The 18,653-nt window shown below is 63.9% G+C and carries 15 protein-coding genes; 7 read left to right on the forward strand and 8 right to left on the reverse strand.

Going from position 1 to position 18,653, the window contains the following annotated elements; all coding sequences use genetic code 11:
- Positions 1 to 90: 90 nt before the first annotated feature.
- The 4 genes from N8A98_RS04605 (at position 91) to N8A98_RS04620 (ending at position 4,942) form a co-directional block, all read left to right on the forward strand.
- A complete protein-coding gene (locus N8A98_RS04605) occupies positions 91 to 840 on the forward strand; it encodes a 16S rRNA (uracil(1498)-N(3))-methyltransferase (RefSeq protein ID WP_262169540.1) in 750 nt (249 codons plus the stop codon).
- A 74-nt stretch (positions 841 to 914) separates the two neighbouring features.
- Entirely contained in the window at positions 915 to 2,285 is a 1,371-nt protein-coding gene (locus N8A98_RS04610) for a glutamate--cysteine ligase (protein WP_262169541.1), read from the forward strand.
- 367 nt (positions 2,286 to 2,652) lie between these two features.
- Positions 2,653 to 3,936: a phosphoribosylamine--glycine ligase gene (gene purD / locus N8A98_RS04615; protein ID WP_262169543.1), complete on the forward strand. Its 1,284-nt coding sequence runs from the start codon at positions 2,653 to 2,655 to the stop codon at positions 3,934 to 3,936.
- A 133-nt stretch (positions 3,937 to 4,069) separates the two neighbouring features.
- Complete coding sequence (locus tag N8A98_RS04620) at positions 4,070 to 4,942, forward strand: patatin-like phospholipase family protein (protein ID WP_162740002.1); 873 nt, start codon at positions 4,070 to 4,072, stop codon at positions 4,940 to 4,942.
- Between the two features lie 180 nt (positions 4,943 to 5,122).
- Here the strand turns inward: N8A98_RS04620 and fabV are convergent, their stop codons facing one another.
- The 3 genes from fabV to N8A98_RS04635 all read right to left on the reverse strand — a co-directional run bounded on the left by fabV (position 5,123) and on the right by N8A98_RS04635 (position 7,716).
- Positions 5,123 to 6,286, reverse strand: a complete 1,164-nt coding sequence (fabV, locus tag N8A98_RS04625) for an enoyl-ACP reductase FabV (protein WP_262169545.1) — start codon at positions 6,284 to 6,286, stop codon at positions 5,123 to 5,125.
- Between the two features lie 72 nt (positions 6,287 to 6,358).
- Entirely contained in the window at positions 6,359 to 6,814 is a 456-nt protein-coding gene (locus tag N8A98_RS04630) for a nucleoside deaminase (RefSeq protein ID WP_262169546.1), read from the reverse strand.
- A gap of 8 nt (positions 6,815 to 6,822) precedes the next feature.
- A complete protein-coding gene (locus N8A98_RS04635) occupies positions 6,823 to 7,716 on the reverse strand; it encodes a LysR family transcriptional regulator (RefSeq protein ID WP_262169548.1) in 894 nt (297 codons plus the stop codon).
- 101 nt (positions 7,717 to 7,817) lie between these two features.
- Between N8A98_RS04635 and N8A98_RS04640 the strand changes: the two genes are divergently transcribed.
- On the forward strand, positions 7,818 to 8,948 hold the full coding sequence (locus N8A98_RS04640; protein WP_262169550.1) for a TDT family transporter: 1,131 nt from the start codon (positions 7,818 to 7,820) through the stop codon (positions 8,946 to 8,948).
- A gap of 75 nt (positions 8,949 to 9,023) precedes the next feature.
- Complete coding sequence (gene mutL, locus N8A98_RS04645) at positions 9,024 to 10,856, forward strand: DNA mismatch repair endonuclease MutL (RefSeq protein WP_262169551.1); 1,833 nt, start codon at positions 9,024 to 9,026, stop codon at positions 10,854 to 10,856.
- Positions 10,857 to 11,148: 292 nt separating this feature from the next.
- Here mutL and N8A98_RS04650 read toward each other — a convergent pair whose 3' ends face one another.
- A complete protein-coding gene (locus N8A98_RS04650; RefSeq protein WP_262169552.1) occupies positions 11,149 to 12,225 on the reverse strand; it encodes a citrate synthase/methylcitrate synthase in 1,077 nt (358 codons plus the stop codon).
- A gap of 84 nt (positions 12,226 to 12,309) precedes the next feature.
- Between N8A98_RS04650 and N8A98_RS04655 the strand changes: the two genes are divergently transcribed.
- Positions 12,310 to 13,443: a citrate synthase gene (locus tag N8A98_RS04655; RefSeq protein WP_262169554.1), complete on the forward strand. Its 1,134-nt coding sequence runs from the start codon at positions 12,310 to 12,312 to the stop codon at positions 13,441 to 13,443.
- On the opposite strand, the gene edd is transcribed toward N8A98_RS04655, so the two are convergent.
- From edd to N8A98_RS04675, 4 genes are all read right to left on the reverse strand, one after another.
- Complete coding sequence (gene edd, locus N8A98_RS04660) at positions 13,437 to 15,251, reverse strand: phosphogluconate dehydratase (RefSeq protein WP_262169555.1); 1,815 nt, start codon at positions 15,249 to 15,251, stop codon at positions 13,437 to 13,439. The genes N8A98_RS04655 and edd overlap by 7 nt on opposite strands.
- A 126-nt stretch (positions 15,252 to 15,377) precedes the next feature.
- A complete protein-coding gene (gene pgl, locus N8A98_RS04665) occupies positions 15,378 to 16,085 on the reverse strand; it encodes a 6-phosphogluconolactonase (protein WP_262169557.1) in 708 nt (235 codons plus the stop codon).
- Positions 16,086 to 17,567, reverse strand: a complete 1,482-nt coding sequence (gene zwf / locus N8A98_RS04670) for a glucose-6-phosphate dehydrogenase (RefSeq protein WP_113119655.1) — start codon at positions 17,565 to 17,567, stop codon at positions 16,086 to 16,088. It lies immediately after the preceding gene.
- A gap of 27 nt (positions 17,568 to 17,594) precedes the next feature.
- Positions 17,595 to 18,533 (reverse strand): glucosamine kinase nucleotide-binding domain-containing protein, encoded by a 939-nt coding sequence (locus N8A98_RS04675; protein WP_262169559.1) that lies wholly within the window; start codon positions 18,531 to 18,533, stop codon positions 17,595 to 17,597.
- Positions 18,534 to 18,653 lie beyond the last annotated feature (120 nt).

Raw genomic sequence — 18,653 nt, forward strand, 5'->3', positions numbered from 1 at the left:
GTTGCAGGTCTACTGCGTTCGCCGCGTTTAGAGTAGACCTCATGGTGAGCTTGTCGAACCACGAGGTCGTGGCACATTGCCACTTTGCCCATGCCCCGCACCCACGCTTCCCTACCGCGCCTCCACATCGAACCGGACCTTGCCGCCAATGCCCAACTCACACTGGGCAAGGACCAATCGCTCTATCTCGCCGCCGTTTTGCGCAAAAGCGTGGGCGATGAGGTCGTGCTGTTCAATGGCCGCGACGGGGCGTGGCTGGCCCGCCTCGCCAGCGATTCCAAAAAATCGGTGACGCTTGATCTGGTCGAACAGATCGCGCCGCAGACCCCGGTTTCCGATCTTTGGTATGGTTTTGCCCCGCTCAAGACCGAGCGACTGGATTATGTGGTGCAAAAGGCCGTCGAGATGGGCGCCGGCGTCATCCAGCCTGTCCTGACCAAGTTCACCCAGGTCAGCCGCCTCAAGCATGAAAAGCTGGTCGCCAATGCCATCGAGGCCGCCGAGCAATGCGAAGTGCTGAGCGTTCCCAGGGTCGCCGCCGAGATCACGCTGGACCGCCTGATCGATGGCTGGGCCACAGAACAAGGCGAACGCAAGCTGATCCTCGCCGATGAAAGCGCCGCCTCAGCCTCCCCGCTTGAGACTCTCACGGCCCTCCGCGGCCAGCCCATCGGCGTGTTGATCGGCCCCGAAGGCGGCTTTTCCGACGACGAGCGCATGAAGCTGCGCGCTCAAAACTTTGTCATTCCAGTCAGCCTCGGCCCCCGCATTCTGCGCGCCGACACCGCTGCCGTGGCCGCTTTGGCCGTGATTCAAGCGACCATCGGTGATTGGCGATAAAAGCCGATTGCTTTCGGCTTGCGCCTCGCTATGTTCGCGCCCAACAATGACCCCCTCATCGCAAGAGGACTTTAATGGCCGGCGCCGACACATATTCGCCCCTGATTGAATCGCGGGCCGACCTCATCGACGGCATGGCGCGGGGCAATAAGCCTGCCGAGCAATGGCGCATCGGCACCGAGCACGAAAAGCACGTGTTCCACACCAATCCGCTCCGCCCAGTTGCTTACGAGGGTCCAAACGGCGTTCGCGCCCTGCTCGACGGCGTTGCCGAACGCACCGGCTGGGAGCCCTTTTTCGACGAGGGCAATCCCATCGGCCTGTGGGACAAGGACGCGCATGGCGGCATTTCGCTCGAGCCGGGCGGGCAGTTCGAGCTCTCCGGCGCGCCGCAGCCGGACCTGCATGCCACCGCCGCGGAGACCGCCGAGCATATGCGCGTGGTCAAGGAGGTCGGCGCCCCGCTCGACATTCATTTCCTGGGCCTGGGTGTCACCCCGCTCTGGAGCGTGCCCGAAATCGAGGTCATGCCCAAATCGCGCTATGGCATCATGGCGCCCTATATGGACAAGGTCGGCACGCTGGGCACCTCAATGATGTTCCGCTCCGCCACGGTACAGACCAATCTCGATTTTTCGAGCGAAGCCGACATGGTCAAGAAGTTCCGTGTCTCGCTAGCCCTGCAGCCAGTGGCCACCGCGCTGTTTGCCAATTCGCCCTTCGTCGATGGCAAGGATAGCGGCTATCTCAGCTTCCGCAGCCATATCTGGCTCAATACCGACAATGCCCGCACCGGCATGCTGCCCTTCGTGTTCGAAGAAGGCTTCGGCTTCGAGCAATATGCCGATTATGCGCTGGATGTGCCGATGTATTTCGTCCTTCGGGATGGCCATTACATCAACGTCGCCGGCGAGAGTTTCCGCGCCTTCCTCGAAGGCAAGCTGCCGCAACTGCCCGGCGAAAAGCCGACACGACGCGACTGGAACTACCATCTGGGCACCATTTTCCCTGAAGTGCGCCTCAAGCAATTCCTCGAAATGCGTGGCGCCGATATGGGCGACGAGAAATCCGTCACCGCGCTTTCGGCCTTCTGGGTCGGGCTGCTCTATGACGATGTCTCCCTCGAAGCCGCCTATGAGTTGATCCAGCCCTGGACCGACGAAGAACGCGAGCACATGCGCCGCGAAGTCCCCCGCCTGGGCCTCAATACCCCGCATGACCGCTCCAATCTCTACGACATCGCCGCCCAGGCCGTCGGCATTGCCGAAGCGGGCCTCGTCCGCCGCAACCGCCGCAACGCCAAGGGCCAGGACGAGACCATCCACCTCGCCCCCCTCGAAGAAACCATCCGCCTCGCCAAATCCCCGGCCGAACGCTGGCTCGAGAAATTCCACGGCGAATGGAATGGCGATCTGACCCGGATTTTCAAAGAAGCCGAGATGTAATTTTTGCCTATTTGCCGCTGAGGCAAGGCAAGGGCACCCAGCCCCATCTCCACCACGGTGTCATTCCGGCGAAGGCCGGAATCCATGCTGAAGACCATCCCCAAGCTGGATGTATGCGGCGCACCACGGACCTGGATCCCGGCCTCCGCCGGGATGACATCGGGGGTGGGATATATTTTGCACAAACCATCCCCACCCACCGTTCTCCCTCGGGCCCGACCCGAGGGCCATTCCCCACCCGGCACAAGCGGCGAGCGGCCCTCGGATCAAGTCCGAGGGTGACCCGGTGGTTGGAATGGGATTGAGAACCCCTTGCCTCCCCGCTCTATCTCGTGCATCACCCCGCCCATAGCGGCGGAGGGCAAGCATGCGGGTTCTGGTCATTGGTAGCGGTGGGCGCGAACATGCCCTGGCGTGGAAAATCGCGCAGTCCCCCAAGCTCACCAAACTCTTCATCGCGCCGGGCAATGGCGGCACCGCAGAGGTCGCCAAAAACCTAGCGGTCGATATCACCAACCATGACGCGGTGATCGCCCTCTGCCACCAGCACGCAATCGATTTCGTGGTCGTCGGCCCCGATGCCCAGGTCGTGGCCGGCCTCGGCGATGACCTCCGCGCCGCCGGCTTCGCCTGTTTCTGCCCCTCCAAAGCTGCCGGCCAGCTCGAAGGCTCCAAGGGCTTTACCAAGGCCCTCTGCGACGAGATGGACATCCCCACCGCCGCCTATGGCCGCTTTGACACTGAAGCCGCCGCGCTGGCCCACATCTACGCAAATGGCGCGCCCATCGTGATCAAGGCCGATGGCCTGGCCGCCGGCAAGGGCGTCACGGTCGCGATGAGCGTCGAGGAAGCCGAAGAGGCCGTGATCGATTGCTTTGCCGGCGCCTTTGGCGCTTCGGGCGCGGAAGTCGTGATCGAGGAGTTCATGGAGGGCGAGGAAGTCAGCCTTTTCGTGCTCTGCGATGGCACCAATATTCTCCCCCTGACCACCGCACAGGATCACAAGCGAGCCTTTGATGGCGATACCGGCCCCAATACCGGCGGCATGGGCGCCTATTCGCCCGCCGATGTGATGACGATCGAGCAATATGACGACGCCATGGCCCGCATCATCGAGCCGACCGTGCGGGGCCTTGCCGCGCGCGGCACCCCGTATCAGGGCGTGCTCTATGCCGGGCTGATGCTCACTGCCGACGGGCCCAAGCTCGTCGAATACAATGCCCGCTTCGGCGACCCCGAAACGCAGGCCATGATGATACGGCTCGAGAGCGACCTACTGGAGTTGCTGTTTGCCACCGCAACCGGCGCGCTGGCGGGCCAGCATGTGGTCTGGAAAGACCAATATGCCGTTACCGTCATCATGGCGACCAATGGCTATCCCGGCGATTACGGCAAGGGCAGCGAAATCAAAAACGCCGAGGGCCTGAATACACCGGACCTGCATGTCTTTCATGCGGGAACGCGCCGCGAGGGCCAGCGTTTACTTGCTGCCGGCGGGCGCGTGCTGAATGTCACCGCGCTGGGCTCGACCGTAAAAGAGGCGCAGCAGCGTGCTTACGCAGGCGTGGATCAGATTATTTGGCCAGAGGGCTTTTGCCGCCGAGATATCGGCTGGCGGCAGATTGCCCGCGAATTCACCACATCGGCGTGAACCCTTTCGCAATCCCGGCGACCTACCCTATCTTTCCGAGCAGAAGCCGCCGACGCGCCCGCTAGTCCCCATCCAGCTCCGGGGTCAGGCACTGGCGGATCGGCTTCGCCCGGATGGCAAGGAGCGGGCCAGAGTGAGCACCACAGCCGGACCACGCATCGGAGTAGCCCTGGGCGGCGGGTCGGCACGCGGGCTGACCCATATTCCCTATATCGAGGCGATGGACGAGCTGGGGATCAAACCTGCCGTGATCGCCGGCACCTCGATCGGCGCGCTGATCGGGGCGGGCTGGGCCGCCGGCATGACCGGGGCGGAATTGCGCGAGCATTCCTTCAAGGTGCTGGGCACCATGAAAATCATCGCCACCAAGCTCTGGGCCACCCAGATCCGCGGCATTAGCGGCATTCTCAAGAACGGCATTTCGATGCAGCTGGACGCCACCAATGTGGTCGATGCCTTCACCCCGCCCAACTTCCCGCGCGAGTTCAAAGACCTCAAGATCCCGCTTTATGTGGTGGCGACCGATTTCCAGTCCTGGCATCAGGTCGTGTTCAATTCGGGCCTATTGCGCCCCGCCATTGCCGGCTCGATCGCCATTCCGAGCCTGTTCCGGCCCGTGGTGTATGCCAATCACATCCTGGTCGATGGCGGCGTGGTCAATCCGCTGCCGCTCGACCAGGCCGATATCGACACCGATTTCCTCATCGGCATCGACGTCAATGGCGATCCCTCCGAAGGCATCGCCAAGACCGATCACAAGCCGCTCGACGTGTGGTTCGGCTCAGCCCAGATCATGATGCATTCGCTGACCGCTCATATGATGGCGGCCTATCCCCCCGACATCTATATCCGCCCCCATGTTACCAATTTCGGCGCCCTGGAATTCTGGCGGGTCCGCGAAATCGTCGCCAATGCCGAGCCGGAGAAGGAGCGCTTCAAGCGCATGCTGGAGACGAAAATCGAAGCCTATATCCAGGGCAAGGTGCCGGTGATCCCGAGCAATTAGGGCCTAGCCCTCTTTACACTCACCGTTCTCTCCATCCCCGCCTTTCTCTCCCCACCCACCGTTCTCCCTCGGGCTCGACCCGAGGGCCTCCAAGGTTATGCACAATGCTTGGCACAAGTGGCGAGAGGCCCTCGGGTCAAGCCCGAGGGAGAACCGGTGATTGGAATAGAAACGGAACCCTTAAACCTCGCGCGGATCAACATCCGCAGAATAATCCACCCCACCAAGCCCAAAGCCGAACAGCTTCAAAAACTCGGCGCGATACGTCTTCAAATCCGCCAGTTCCGGCAGTGTCTCGGTCGACAGCAGCGGCCAGCGGCGGACCATTTCGGCCTGCACCGTCGGCGACAGCTCCCAGTCGTCAACACGCAGGCGGTGCGCTTCGTCGATCACCGGATCGGCCAGCTTGGTGCGGAACAGGCGGTCGATCTGCTCGATCGTACCCTCGTTCAGGCCCATCTCGGCCATCACCTTGAGCAGCAGCGTGCCATAAAGCGGCACCACTGGAATAGCCGAGCTGGCCTGGGTCACCACGGCCTTGAGCGCCACGACATAGGCACTCGTGTCGCCAAAGCGGCTGCGGATTTCCCCGGCAGCACGGTCCAGGTCGGCCTTGGCCACGCCCAGCGTGCCCTTGTGATAGATCGGCCAGGTCAGCTCACTGCCCAGATAGGTGTAGTTCAGCGTGGTGAAGCCATCGGCCAGCACGCCGGCATCGGCCAGCGCCGAAATCCACAGCTGCCAATCCTCGCCACCCATCACCTTGACGGTGGCGGCGGCTTCTTCGTCGGTCGCGGGCTCGATCACCACTTCGGAGACTTCACCGGTCGCCGTGTTGAGCGTCTTGGCTGCCACAGCGGCGCCAAAGGGCTTGATGGCCGAGCGGTAGGTTTCCCCAGTGGCCGGATCGGTGCGCACGGGCGAGGCCAGGCTATAAACGATCAGATCGATCTGACCCAAATTCTGGCGGATCGCCTCGATGGTCTCGGCCTTGATGGCATCCGAGAAGGCGTCGCCTTCAATGGTCAGCGCCAACCGGCCGGCAGCCTTGGCGCGCTGCTCGAAAGCGCGGTTATTGTACCAGCCGGCACTGGCCGTCTTGTTTTCAGCCGGCGGCTTTTCGAACGAGACACCGATCGTGTCGGCGCCGCTGCCAAAGGTCGTGACGATCCGTGACGCCAGCCCATAGCCGGTCGAGCAGCCCAGCACCAGCACCCGGCGACGGGCCGATGGGATCTCGCCCTTGACCACGACATGGTCGATCTGGCGCTGAACATTGGTGGCGCAGCCAACGGGATGCGCGGTGGTGCAGATGAAGCCGCGGATTTTGGGCTCGATTATCATGGGCGTGGGCTCCGAATGGTCTTGCCTTGGCAATAGCGCGCCAAACGGCGCAGGGCTAGGGTGATGTCGCTTCTAGTCGCTACGCAGTCCCCGGAAAAAGTCGCGCAACAGCGCTTCCGACCGGCTGGCGCCGATGCCGCCGATGACTTCGGGATGATGATGACAGGTCGGTTGTTCGAACAGCCGCACGCCGTTTTCCACTGCCCCTGCCTTGATATCCTCGGCCGCGAAATAGACCCGCCGCAGCCGCACATGAGCAATCGCCCCCGCACACATGGCGCAGGGCTCGAGCGTCACATAGAGATCGCAACCATCGAGCCGCCCCGTCCCCCGCTTGGCCAAGGCCACCCGGATGGCCAGCATTTCAGCGTGGCTGGTGGGATCATTCAGCGCCTTCATCCGATTGCGCTCGGCGGCGAGCACGACATCGCCCTCCATCACCACCGCACCCACCGGCGCTTCGCCATGCGCGGCGGCCTCCTCGGCCAGAGCCAGCGCCAGATCCATGGGTGAGCGTGAAGCGGTCATGGCTCTTCCTAGCCGTTTGCCCGCGCGCTGCCAACCATGGCCAGAAACGCCTCGGCCGCCTTGGTGCGATAGCGCTCCTTGTGCCGCAGCAGATAAAAACTGCGGCGCACAATGGGCAGATCAACCACCGTGAGCAGCCCCGCAACCACCCGCGCCCGCGCCACCGCCCGCGACACCAAAGTCGCCCCCAGCCCCGCCTCCACCACACCCAGCACCGCCTCATTGCCCGGCAGCACCATGGCAATATCCAGCGCCGCCGCATCAATCCCGGCCCTCGCAATCATGCCATCGAACGCCGCCCGCGTGCCGGACCCCGTCTCGCGCAATACCCAGGCCGTGCCGCCATAGCCCGCCGCCTGCGCCACGCCCGGCTCGGTCCAGGCATGCCCGGCCCCCACCACCACGATCATTTCGTCCTGATCGAGCAGGTCCACGCTCAGCGCCGGCCGGTTCACCTGCCCCTCTACCAGCCCTAGCTCGGCCAGCCCGCTCTCGACCCCATCGGCCACCTGGCCGGTATTGCCGAATGCCATGTCCAGCTCGATCCGCGGATGCATCTGCCGATAGGCCACCAGCCGGCGCGGCAGCCAGTAATCAGCCACAGTCTGGCTCGCCATCACCGACAGCCGCCCCCGCAACAGCCGCGACAGATCATCCAGCGCCCCTTGCGCCGCCTTGGCCCGGTCCAACACCGCCTGCGCCTCAGGCAAAAACGTCCGCCCCGCCTCATTGAGCACAATGGACCGCCCCACCCGGTCGAACAGCGTTACGCCATGCCGATTTTCCAGCGCCGACACCGCCGCGCTGACCGCCGACTGGGTCATATGCAGCCCCTCGGCTGCCCGCGTGATGTGCTGGCGCTCCGCGACGGCCAGAAAAATCCGCAATTGTTCGAGGGTCATGGGCGCTCACCAATCAATCGATATTCTCGAATGATCTCACATAAATCATGCGTTGGAAACGAACATCGCTGCGGCGCTATTGCTCGGCGCAGAGGTTCCCCATGTCTATCGCCGTCGCCAGCATCCGCCCCCTGTCCCGCCTTGCCAGCCCGGCCGATGCGGTGCGCTTTTTCACGCCCAATTGGTTTGCCGCCACCATGGGCACCGGCATTCTGGCGATCGCGCTAGGCCAATTTCCCGACATGCCGCTGCTGTTCGCCGCCGGCACGGGACTGTGGCTGTTCAACATAGCGCTCTTCACCCTCTTCACCGCGCTTTATGCCACCCGCTGGATCACCCATTATGCCGGCGCCAAGCGCATCCTGGCGCATTCGAGCATGTCCATGTCGCTGGGCTGCATTCCCATGGGCCTGGCGACCATCATCAATGGCGCCGTCCTGTTCGGCCTGCCCACCTTCGGCACGGCCATAATCCCGGTCGCCCATGCCCTGTGGTGGATCGATGGCGCACTGGCGCTGGCCTGCGGCATCGGCGTGCCCTTCATGATGTTCACCCGCCAGAGCCATTCGCCCCAGCAGATGACTGCCATCTGGCTATTGCCCATCGTCGCCGCCGAGGTCACCGCCGCCAGTGGCGGCCTGCTCCTGCCCCATCTCGGTTCGGCCGACCAATTGACCGTGACCCTGCTCAGCTATTGCCTCTGGGCCTGTTCGGTGCCGCTGGCGCTGGGCATGCTCGTCGTGTTGGTGGTGCGGATGATCGTGCACAATCTGCCCGACGCCAATATGGCCAGCTCCTGCTGGCTGGCGCTTGGTCCCATCGCCACCGCCGCGCTGGGCATGCTGCTGCTGGCCGAGCACGCGCCCCAGGTGCTCGAGGCCAATAGCCTTGGCGCCTATGCAGGTGCGGTGGGTGGCGCCAGCTTTCTCATTGCCGTGCTGCTCTGGGGCTATGGAATATGGTGGCTGGGCATGGCGGGCCTGATCACCCTGCGCTATTTCCGGGACGCTGTGCCGTTCAACCTGGGCTGGTGGGCCTTCACTTTCCCGCTGGGTGTCTATGCTGTCACCACGCTCAAGCTCGCCCATATCGTGCCATTCGCCCCGCTTATGGTGTTTGGCAGCGTGCTGGTTGGCGTGCTGGTGCTGGTCTGGCTCATCGTGGCCTCTCGCACCCTATCCGGCGCCTGGCGGGGCGAGCTGTTCTCGGCGCCGTGTCTGGTCGATGACTGAGCCGGTGAAAACGGGGAAACCGGGTCGGAAACTCCCCCGCCATCGCCTATATTCTCCGCTCAGGAGAATCGATCCTTGCCCATTCGCCAACTGCCCGAAGATCTGATCAACCGCATCGCCGCCGGCGAGGTGGTGGAGCGGCCTGCCAGCGTGGTCAAGGAATTGGTCGAAAACGCCATCGATGCCGGCGCCAGCCGCATCGTGGTCACCACCTCGGGCGGCGGCAAACTGCTGATGCGCATCGAGGATGACGGCCATGGCATGGACCAGGCCGATCTGTTGCTCTCGGTCGAGCGCCACGCCACCTCCAAGCTCAGTGTCGATGATCTCGACGATATCCGCACGCTGGGCTTTCGCGGCGAAGCGCTGGCCTCGATCGGCTCGGTTGCCGAGCTGACCGTCTCCTCCCGCCCCGCCCATGCCGAAAGCGGGTTGCGCATCGAGGTGCGCAGTGGCGTGCGCACCGGCCCCGTGCCGCAGGCCATGAACCGGGGTACCCTCGTCGAGGTCAAGAACCTCTTCGGCAATGTCCCCGCGCGGCTGAAATTTTTAAAAACCGACCGGGCCGAGGCCGGGGCCATCACCGACGTGATGAAACGCCTCGCCATGGCCAATCCGGGCGTGCATTTCGTGCTCAACGGCACCGACCGCTCCCCCGTCAACTGGCCCGCCGTCAGCGGCAGCGGCGCGCTGGAAGCACGGCTGGCCCAGGTTATTGGCGATGATTTCGCGCAAAACGCCGTGCGGCTAGCCACTTCGCGCCATGGCGTAGTCGTGGCGGGACTGGCGGGTCTGCCCACCTATACCCGCGCCAATTCGCTGTCGCAGTTCTACTTCGTCAATGGCCGCTCGGTGCGCGACAAGGTGCTGGTCGGCGCCATCCGCGCCGCCTATGCCGATTACACCTTCCGCGACCGCTTCCCTGTCGTCGCCCTCTACATCGCCATCGACCCCGCCGAGGTTGACGTCAATGTGCACCCCGCCAAGGCCGAATTGCGCTTCCGCGATGCGGGCGCGGTGCGGAGCGCCGTCATCCGCGCCATTGGCGAAGCGCTGACCGCTGCGGGCTTTAAAGCCTCCACCAGCGTTGCCGACGACATTCTGGGGGCGTTCACCGCCCCGCAATATGAAACCACCAGCGCCGCGCCGCCGCGCCAGGATTTCAACCGCCCGGCCATGCCCTTTGCCAGCTATGACCGCGCCTCGGGCTATGGCAGCGCCAATCCCTTCTCGCCCCAATACGGCGCCTCCGCCCAACAAGGTATCGACGGCCTCAACGAGCCCAGCGCCCGCGTCGAGAGCGAAGCCGCTCCCGCGCTGATGGAATTCCCTCTCGGCACCGCCCGCGCGCAGATGTTCGACAATTTCATCATCGCCCAGAATAGCGAGGGCCTCTTGCTGGTCGATCAGCACGCCGCCCATGAACGCCTGGTTTATGAACGCTTCAAGGCCCAGCTCGCCGCCGGCCCCGTGCCCAGCCAGGCCCAGCTGATCCCCCTGGTCATCGAGCTACCCGAAGAAGATTGCGCCCGGCTCGAGGACGCCGCGCCGGACCTCGAACGTTTCGGGCTCTACCTCGAACGCTTCGGCCCCCGCGCCATCGCCGTGCGCGAGACCCCGGCTCTGCTCGGCAATTCCGATATCGATGGCCTTGTGCGGGACGTGGCCGATGGCCTGGCCGAATGGGACAATTCCACCGCCGTTGCCGACCGCATGGACGAGATCATCGCCCGCATGGCCTGCCACGGCTCGGTCCGCTCCGGCCGGCGCCTACGCGTCGACGAAATGAACGCCCTGCTCCGCGACATGGAAGCCACCCCCCATTCCGGCCAATGCATCCACGGCCGCCCGACCTATGTCGAGCTCAAGCAGAAGGATATCGAGCGGTTGTTTGGGCGCAGCCGATAAGATCTCAGCCAACCACGGTGTCATCCCGGCGCAGGCCGGGATCCATGCTGAAGGCCAATCACCACATCCAGCTTGGGGACAGGGCACAGCATGGATTCCGGCCTGCGCCGGAATGACGTTGTGGGTGGGGCTAGATCGTGCCCACCCACCGGCCCGATATATTTCGATCTCCCCACCCCCACCGCATCTCCCTCGGGCTTGACCCGAGGGCCGCTCGCCGCTTGTGCCGAGTTGAGAATGGCCCTCGGGTCAAGCCCGAGGGAGGACGCGGTGTTGGGGATGGATGGGTCCCCTAAGCCGCCAACGGCCCAATATATTTCGACTGCGGCCGGATCAGCCGACCATGATCGATCTGCTCACGCGCATGCCCGATCCAGCCACCAACCCGCCCCGCCGCAAACACGCAGGTAAACGCCTCGCGCGGCAGGCCAAGCGCCTCCAGCAACAGCGCCGTATAAAACTCCACATTGGTTTCCAGCGCCCGATCCGGCTTCTTCTGCCGCAGCAAAGCCAGCGCCGAACGCTCAACAGCCTCCGCCAAAGCCAGCCGGTCGGCCGGCACCGCGCCCGCCTCGGCCAGTTGCCGCAAGGCATTCTTGAGCGCATCGGCGCGCGGGTCGCGCACGCGGTAAATCCGATGCCCAAAGCCCATCAACCGCTCACCACGCGCCAGTTCGGCCGCCAGCCATGGCTCGGCCCGGTCGGGCGTACCGATAGCATCCAGCATATCGAGCACCGGGCCAGGCGCGCCGCCATGCAGCGGGCCCTTGAGCGCACTCAGCGCCGCCAGAATGGCCGAAGTCACCCCGGCGCGGGTCGAGGCCACCACGCGGGCGGCGAAGGTGGAGGCGTTCAGCCCGTGGTCGGACACGGTCACCAGATAGGTATCGAGCGCATTGACCTGCGCCTGGGTCGGCGCTGTGCCGGTCAACATGGCCAGCATATCGGCGGCGTGGCCAAGTGTATCGCTGGGTGCGACCACCGGCAGACCCTGCTGCAGGCGCAGCAAAGCGGGCGTGAACACTGCCGGGGCGGCCAGCAGCCGATAGGCGGTATCGCGATCCTCGCCATCGGGCAGCCGGGCGATCATGGCGCGCAGGCCCTCAATGGGGCTCAGCGCCAGAATGGCCGCATCGACACCCTCGATATAGCCATGCACTTCCTTGCGGGCCGCAGCCAGATGGCGGGTGATGGTGGCCACGTCCGCTTCAAGGAAATCCCCCAGCAACAAAGCCAGCATGGCCTCATAGCTGGTGTGCCCCGCCAGCGCGTCGAGCGAGTGGCCGGCGATGATCAGCCGTCCATTGAGCCCATCCACATCCGACAACATGGTTTCGGCTGCGATTACGTCGTCCAATCCAGAGATCATCTTGTCTCTCCTCTGCTTCATGGGGTAAATGGGCTTGCTCAAGATTGACGTCAATCTTGATGCTACCGATCAATGTGAGGTTCCATGGGCTGGATCACGGCAGAGCAGGCCTTGCAGCGTCTGGGCACCAAGCCGCAGACGCTGTATGCCAATGTCAGCCGCGGCCGGATCGCGGCCAAGCCCGACGCCACCGACCCACGCCGTAGTCTCTACAGCACCGAGGATATCGACCGCCTCGCCAGCCGCCAGCATGGCCGTCGCAAGGCCGAGACCGTGGCGGCGCAGTCCATCGCCTGGGGCGACCCGGTGCTGCCGACGACGATTTCGACCGTGCAGGATGGGCTTCTCTATTATCGCGGCGAGGATGCCGCGGTCCTGTCGCGCACGGCCGATCTGGAAGCCGTGGCCGGTCTGCTCTGGGGCGGCAAGCGGCCGCGTTTTCCCATCATGCCGGGCGAAGAAACGGCAGGTCTGCCCCAAGCCTTCACCGTGCTCGGCCGCCTCGCCGCCAGCGATATGCCCACGCTGGGACGCGGCAGCGCCGTGCTGCATGCTGATGCGGCGCGGGTGATGGGCGCAGTCTCCCGCGCGCTGGCGGGCTCGACTGCAACCGAATTGACCGCCCATGAGCGCCTGGCCCGCCACTGGCATCGCCCCGAGGCTGCCGACATCATCCGGCGCGCCCTGGTGCTCCTGGCCGAGCACGAACTCAACACCTCGACCTTTTGCGCGCGGATCACGGTATCAACCGGCGCTCCCCTTTCGGCGGCTGTGCTGTCCGGCCTCTGCACGCTGAGCGGCCCGCTGCATGGCGGTGCCGCAGCGGCAATGGATGAATTGGTCGACGCGGCCGAACGGCTCGGGCCGGAACAAGCCATCCAGCTCAGCCTGCGACAGGGCCGCGCCCTGCCCTGTTTCGGCCACCGGCTCTATCCCCATGGCGATGTCCGCGCGGCCGAATTGCTGGCTCACTTCGAAGCGCCATCGCTCTATCGCGACCTCGCGACAATCGGCGAGGCCCTGGTGGGTGAAAAGCCCAATATCGATTTCGCGCTCTCGGCCATGGCCGCCGCCTTCAGCCTGCCGCCGGCGGCGCCCTTGATCCTCTTCACGCTGGCGCGCTCGGTGGGGTGGCTGGCCCATGCGCTGGAGCAGATCGAGACCGGATCATTGATCCGGCCCCGCGCGCGTTATGTGGGGCCGGCTCCCGCCTATTGAAAGACGCTGGCGCCGCGATCGGCGACGCCGACCAGGCTACGGAATCCGGCAAACAGTTCGCGGCCCATGCCGAAATGCTGGGGCCGCAAATCCTCGGTGGCCGGCGTGCGGGCGAAGAATTCCTTTTCGTCGCCCAGGAAGGTCAGCGTGCCTTCATTGGCGTCGAGCCGGATCATGTCGCCATCGCGGATCTTGCTGATCGGCCCGCCATCGACGGCTTCCGGCGTCATGTGGATCGCCGCCGGCACCTTGCCCGAAGCACCCGACATGCGGCCATCGGTCAGCAGCGCCACCTTGAACCCACGATCCTGCAACACGCCCAGCGGGGGCGTCAGCTTGTGCAATTCGGGCATGCCGAGCGCCCTCGGACCAGAGAACCGCACCACGGCGATCACGTCGCCGGTCAGCTCGCCCGCCTTGAACGCGGCCAGCAGCCCATCCTGCCCATGGAACACGCGGGCCGGCGCTTCGATCACGCGATGCTCGGGCTTGACCGCCGAGACCTTGATGACCGAACGCCCCAGATTGCCACTGAGCAATTTCAGGCCACCAGTTTCCTGGAACGGCGTCTTGGTCGAGGTCAAAACCTTGGGGAGCGCGGATTCCTTGGGCGCCGCCTCGAAGGCCAGCTTGTCCTCGATCAGCTTGGCTTCCACGGTGTAATTGGACAGCCCATTGCCCCAGACGGTCTTGACGTCTTCGTGCAAATGCCCGCTTTCGAGCAATTCCTGGATCAAAAAGCCCATGCCGCCCGCCGCGTGGAAATGGTTCACATCGGCCACGCCATTGGGATAGACGCGGGCCAAAAGCGGCGTCGCGTCCGAGAGATCGCTCATATCGTCCCAGGTGACATGCAGGCCCGCCGCCGCAGCGATGGCGATCAGGTGCATGGTGTGGTTGGTCGAGCCGCCCGTGGCGTGCAGACCCACCAGCCCATTGACGATGGCCTTTTCGTCGATGACGTGACCGGCCGGGGTATAATCATTGCCCTGCGCGCTCAGCGACAGCGCCCGCACCGTGGCTTCCTTGGTCAGCGCATCGCGTAAAGGCGTACCCGGATTGACGAAGCTGGCGCCCGGCAGGTGCAGGCCCATGATTTCCATCAGCATCTGATTGGAATTGGCCGTGCCATAGAAGGTGCACGTCCCCGCCGAATGGTAGGACTTGCTCTCAGCTTCGAGCAGTTCGGCGCGGCCGACCTTGCCCTCCATATAGAGCTGGCGGACCTTGCTCTTTTCGTCATTGGGCAGGCCCGAAGGCATCGGCCCTGCGGGCACGAAAACCGCCGGCAAATGCCCGAAGGTCAGCGCCCCGATCAACAGGCCCGGCACGATCTTGTCGCAAATCCCCAGATACACCGCCGCGTCGAACATATTGTGGCTGAGCGAAATGGCCGTCGACATGGCGATCACGTCGCGCGAAAACAGCGACAAATCCATGCCCGGCTGGCCTTGCGTCACCCCATCGCACATGGCCGGCACGCCGCCGGCAACCTGGGCCGTAGCGCCCATCTCGCGGGCCGCCTGCTTGATGATTTCGGGATAGAATTGATAGGGCTGATGGGCACTCAGCATGTCGTTATAGCTGGTGATAATGCCCAGGTTCAGCGTCTTGTTGCCCGCCAGAGCCGCCTTTTCCGAAGGGGTGCAGGCGGCAAAGCCGTGCGCGAGATTGCCGCAGGAGAGGGTCGAGCGATAGACGCCCGCCTCACGGGCCGCATCGAGCCGGTTGAGATAATCCTTGCGGCTATCGCGACTGCGCGCGGCGATGCGGTCGGTCACATCCTGGATGGCTTGGCGAACGGACATAGTGAGCTCCTAACTCAGTTGTCGCGTCCTCGCGCGGACAAGTGAGGGGTCACTTGTTCCGAAAAGAGAACGCTGCTGCGGAGCCGCGTAGTGGCCAAGGCAGTCGATTGGGGACCGCCGAGGGGACTATGGGCACCAGTAGACAGTTACAGGCGTGCCGGAGCGCAATACGGCACGGATGGGGAGGTCCTCAACGGGACCATCTCCCAGAGCCGCGTCGAGAACGACGGCCTTTTCCTCCCCTTCGATGTGAAGGTATAGCCCATCCGTGTGGAGGAGACGCGGTAGGGTAAAGGTGATGCGCGGTTCGCCCGCGCCCGGAGCGTGGATCGCAATGGCGGGGCCGGCCGAGGTCAGCGCCTCGGTCAGCGTATCGCCGCCGGGGAAGAACGAAGCGGTATGCCCATCCCCGCCCATGCCGAGCACGACGGCGGCAAATTGCTCGGGCAGGTCCGCCAGCAATGCGTTGGTCTTGGCCACTTCGGTCACGCCGGGTTCGTCACCGCCCGAATAGAGCGGGAAGAAGCGCGCCACCGCTGCCGGGCCTTGCAGCATTTTTTCGTTGACCAGCAAAGCGTTCGAGCGGTCACTGGTCTCGTCGACCCAGCGCTCGTCAACCAGGGTGACGATCACCTTGGTCCAGTCGATATCCTTGGTTTTGCCCAAAGCCTGGAAAAACCGGGCCGGGGTGGAGCCCCCGCTCACCGCAATCGCGGCCACGCCCCGCTCGGCAATCGCCGTGCGGATACGATCTGCCACCGCCTCGGCCAATTCCTTGGCCAGGGTCGGCTTGTCAGCAAAGGTGCGGCGCTCGAGCTGGGGCTGTGCAGTCACTTAATTGTCGTCCTCATACCATGTCCGCCCATCGCGCTCGATCAGGGCGATGGAGCCGGTCGGGCCCCAGGTGCCCGCCGTATAGGGTTGGGGCGGCTCGCTCGAACGGTCCCACGCTTCGCGGATCGGGTCCACCCATTTCCACGCCGCTTCCAGCTCGTCGCGGCGCATGAACAGCGTCTGGTTGCCACGGATCACGTCGAGCAGCAGGCGCTCATAGGCTTCGGGCGTGCGCTCGGCAAAGGTTGCGGCAAAGCTCAGGTTCAGCGGCACTTCGCGCAGGCGCATGCCGCCCGGACCCGGATCCTTGATCATCATCAGCAGCTTGACGCCTTCGTCGGGCTGCAGGCGGATGATCAGCTTATTGGCCTTGGGCGCGCCTTCGGCATGGTCGAAAATCGAATGCGGGATCGGCTTGAACTGGATGCAGATTTCCGACACCCGGTTGGCCATGCGCTTGCCGGTGCGGAAATAGAACGGCACGCCGGACCAGCGCCAGTTTTCCACTTCCGCCTTGAGCGCGACGAAGGTCTCGGTGCGGCTGCCCTTCTTGTCTTCGGGCAATTCGTCCTGGTAGCCGGCCACGGCGGTGGTCTCGGATTTGACGCCGCGGTACTGGCCGCGCACGGTGTTCTTGGACACATCGCCGTTGACGATCGGCTTGAGCGCGCGCAGCACTTTGAGCTTTTCGTCGCGCAAGGCATTGGCGTCGTCCGAAGCCGGCGGCTCCATGGCGACGAGGCACAGCAGCTGCAACATATGATTCTGGATCATGTCGCGTAGCGCGCCGCTCTCGTCATAATAGCCGCGCGTGCCGGCGCCCACCGACTCCGAGACGGTCAGCTGTACGTGGTCGATATGGGCCGAATTCCACACTGGCTCGAACAGCGCATTGGCAAAGCGCAGCGCCAGCAGGTTCTGCACCGTCTCTTTGCCCAGATAGTGATCGATGCGGTAGACCTGATCTTCCTTGAAGATCTTGGCCACGCCGTCATTGATTTCCATGGACGAGGCCAGGTCGTGGCCCAGCGGCTTTTCGATCACCACGCGGGCATCGCGGCGGTAATATTTCTTCTTGGCCAGATATTCGGCGATCGGCTCGAACAGGTCCGGCGCCACGGCGAGGTAAAATGCGCGCACGATATTGGGATCGTCGCGCAATTGCTTGCCCAGATCGCCGGCATTGGCCGGGTCGCTCACATCGACCGGTACATAGGAGAAAATCTGGATGAAGCGGTCGATCACCGCCTCGTCCTGATATTCCTTCTCGACGAATTGGATGATCGCGTCGCGCGCTGCCTTCTGGAAGTCGGCATCGCTGAGCTTGGAACGCGAGACGCCGATAATGCGGCTCTGCCCGTCGAACTGGCCGTCCTTGAAGCGGTGGTAGAGCGCGGGAATCAGCTTGCGCTTGGTCAGGTCGCCCGTGGCGCCGAACACCACATAATCGAAAGGCTGGACAGGAATGATACGGCTGGACACTTGGCAAGTCCTTGGTTTGACGCGTCGTTAGGCAGGAAAGTTCTGGCGTGCGAGGATCACCGCGCCATTGAGCGGCTCGAATTTGGGCAGGGCGACGAAATCGCCATAGCGCTGCTTGAGAATGGGGAACAGGCGTTCGCCAAAGCCGCCGACAATGGCCATCACCTTGGCATTGCGCGCCTGGAACCAGCGCACATAGGTATCGATATAGCCCAATTCGATATCGAGCATTTTCTGGGCCACCGGATCGCCCTGTTCCAGATAATCGATGAACAGCGGCATCAGCTTGCCGAATTCGGCCGGCGCCCGGCCGATCAGGGCGTCGTCGCACCCTTCTGTGCCATCGGCGCTGATGATCCTGAGATTCATTTCGGTGGCAAAGGCCCAGGTCATCACCGCCTGATTATTGCCGCCCAGCCGGTCGATCACGGCCCTGGTCAACGGCGAAGCCTCGACCAGACCATCCTCGGCCTCGACAGCATAGCGCACCAGCTCGCGCCCAAGAATGGCGCCACTCATCTGGTCGCCAATCGGAAAGCCCCAGCCGCCCGATTGAAAGCGCTGGCCATCGACAATGGCGAGCGCGGCCGAGCCGGTGCCCACGATGATCACCCCGCCCTCGCCGCCACCCAGCGCACCGGCATGGGCGATATCAATATCGTCGTAGACTTTGACATCGGCAAAGGGCCATGGCCGCGCGCGGAATTCGGCGCGGGCCGTATCCATGCGCCCGCCGGCCATGCCGAAACAGGCATAGGTATTGGCGGTTTCAGAGAAATCCACGCCGGCGGCCTTGAATACGTCTCGGGTGCCGTCGCTAATGGCTTTATAGGCCGGTTCACCGTCGTCGATCTGCAAGTTGGAGCGGCCGTTCTTGACTTCGGCGAGCGTCTTGAGATTCTCGTCGGCCAGACGCACGCGGCAATTGGTGCCGCCGCCATCAACGCCAAGATAATATCTGGGCACGCAATCGACTCCGTGGACTAGGGTGATTGATTGTAGGGGCTGGTTTCGGCGCGGACCATAATGCGAAAGATGCTAAGACGAAAGTAGAATAAGGCACAAAAAGCTGGTGCCAGAATGCAG

Source organism: Devosia neptuniae, from assembly GCF_025452235.1.
Classification (GTDB): domain Bacteria; phylum Pseudomonadota; class Alphaproteobacteria; order Rhizobiales; family Devosiaceae; genus Devosia.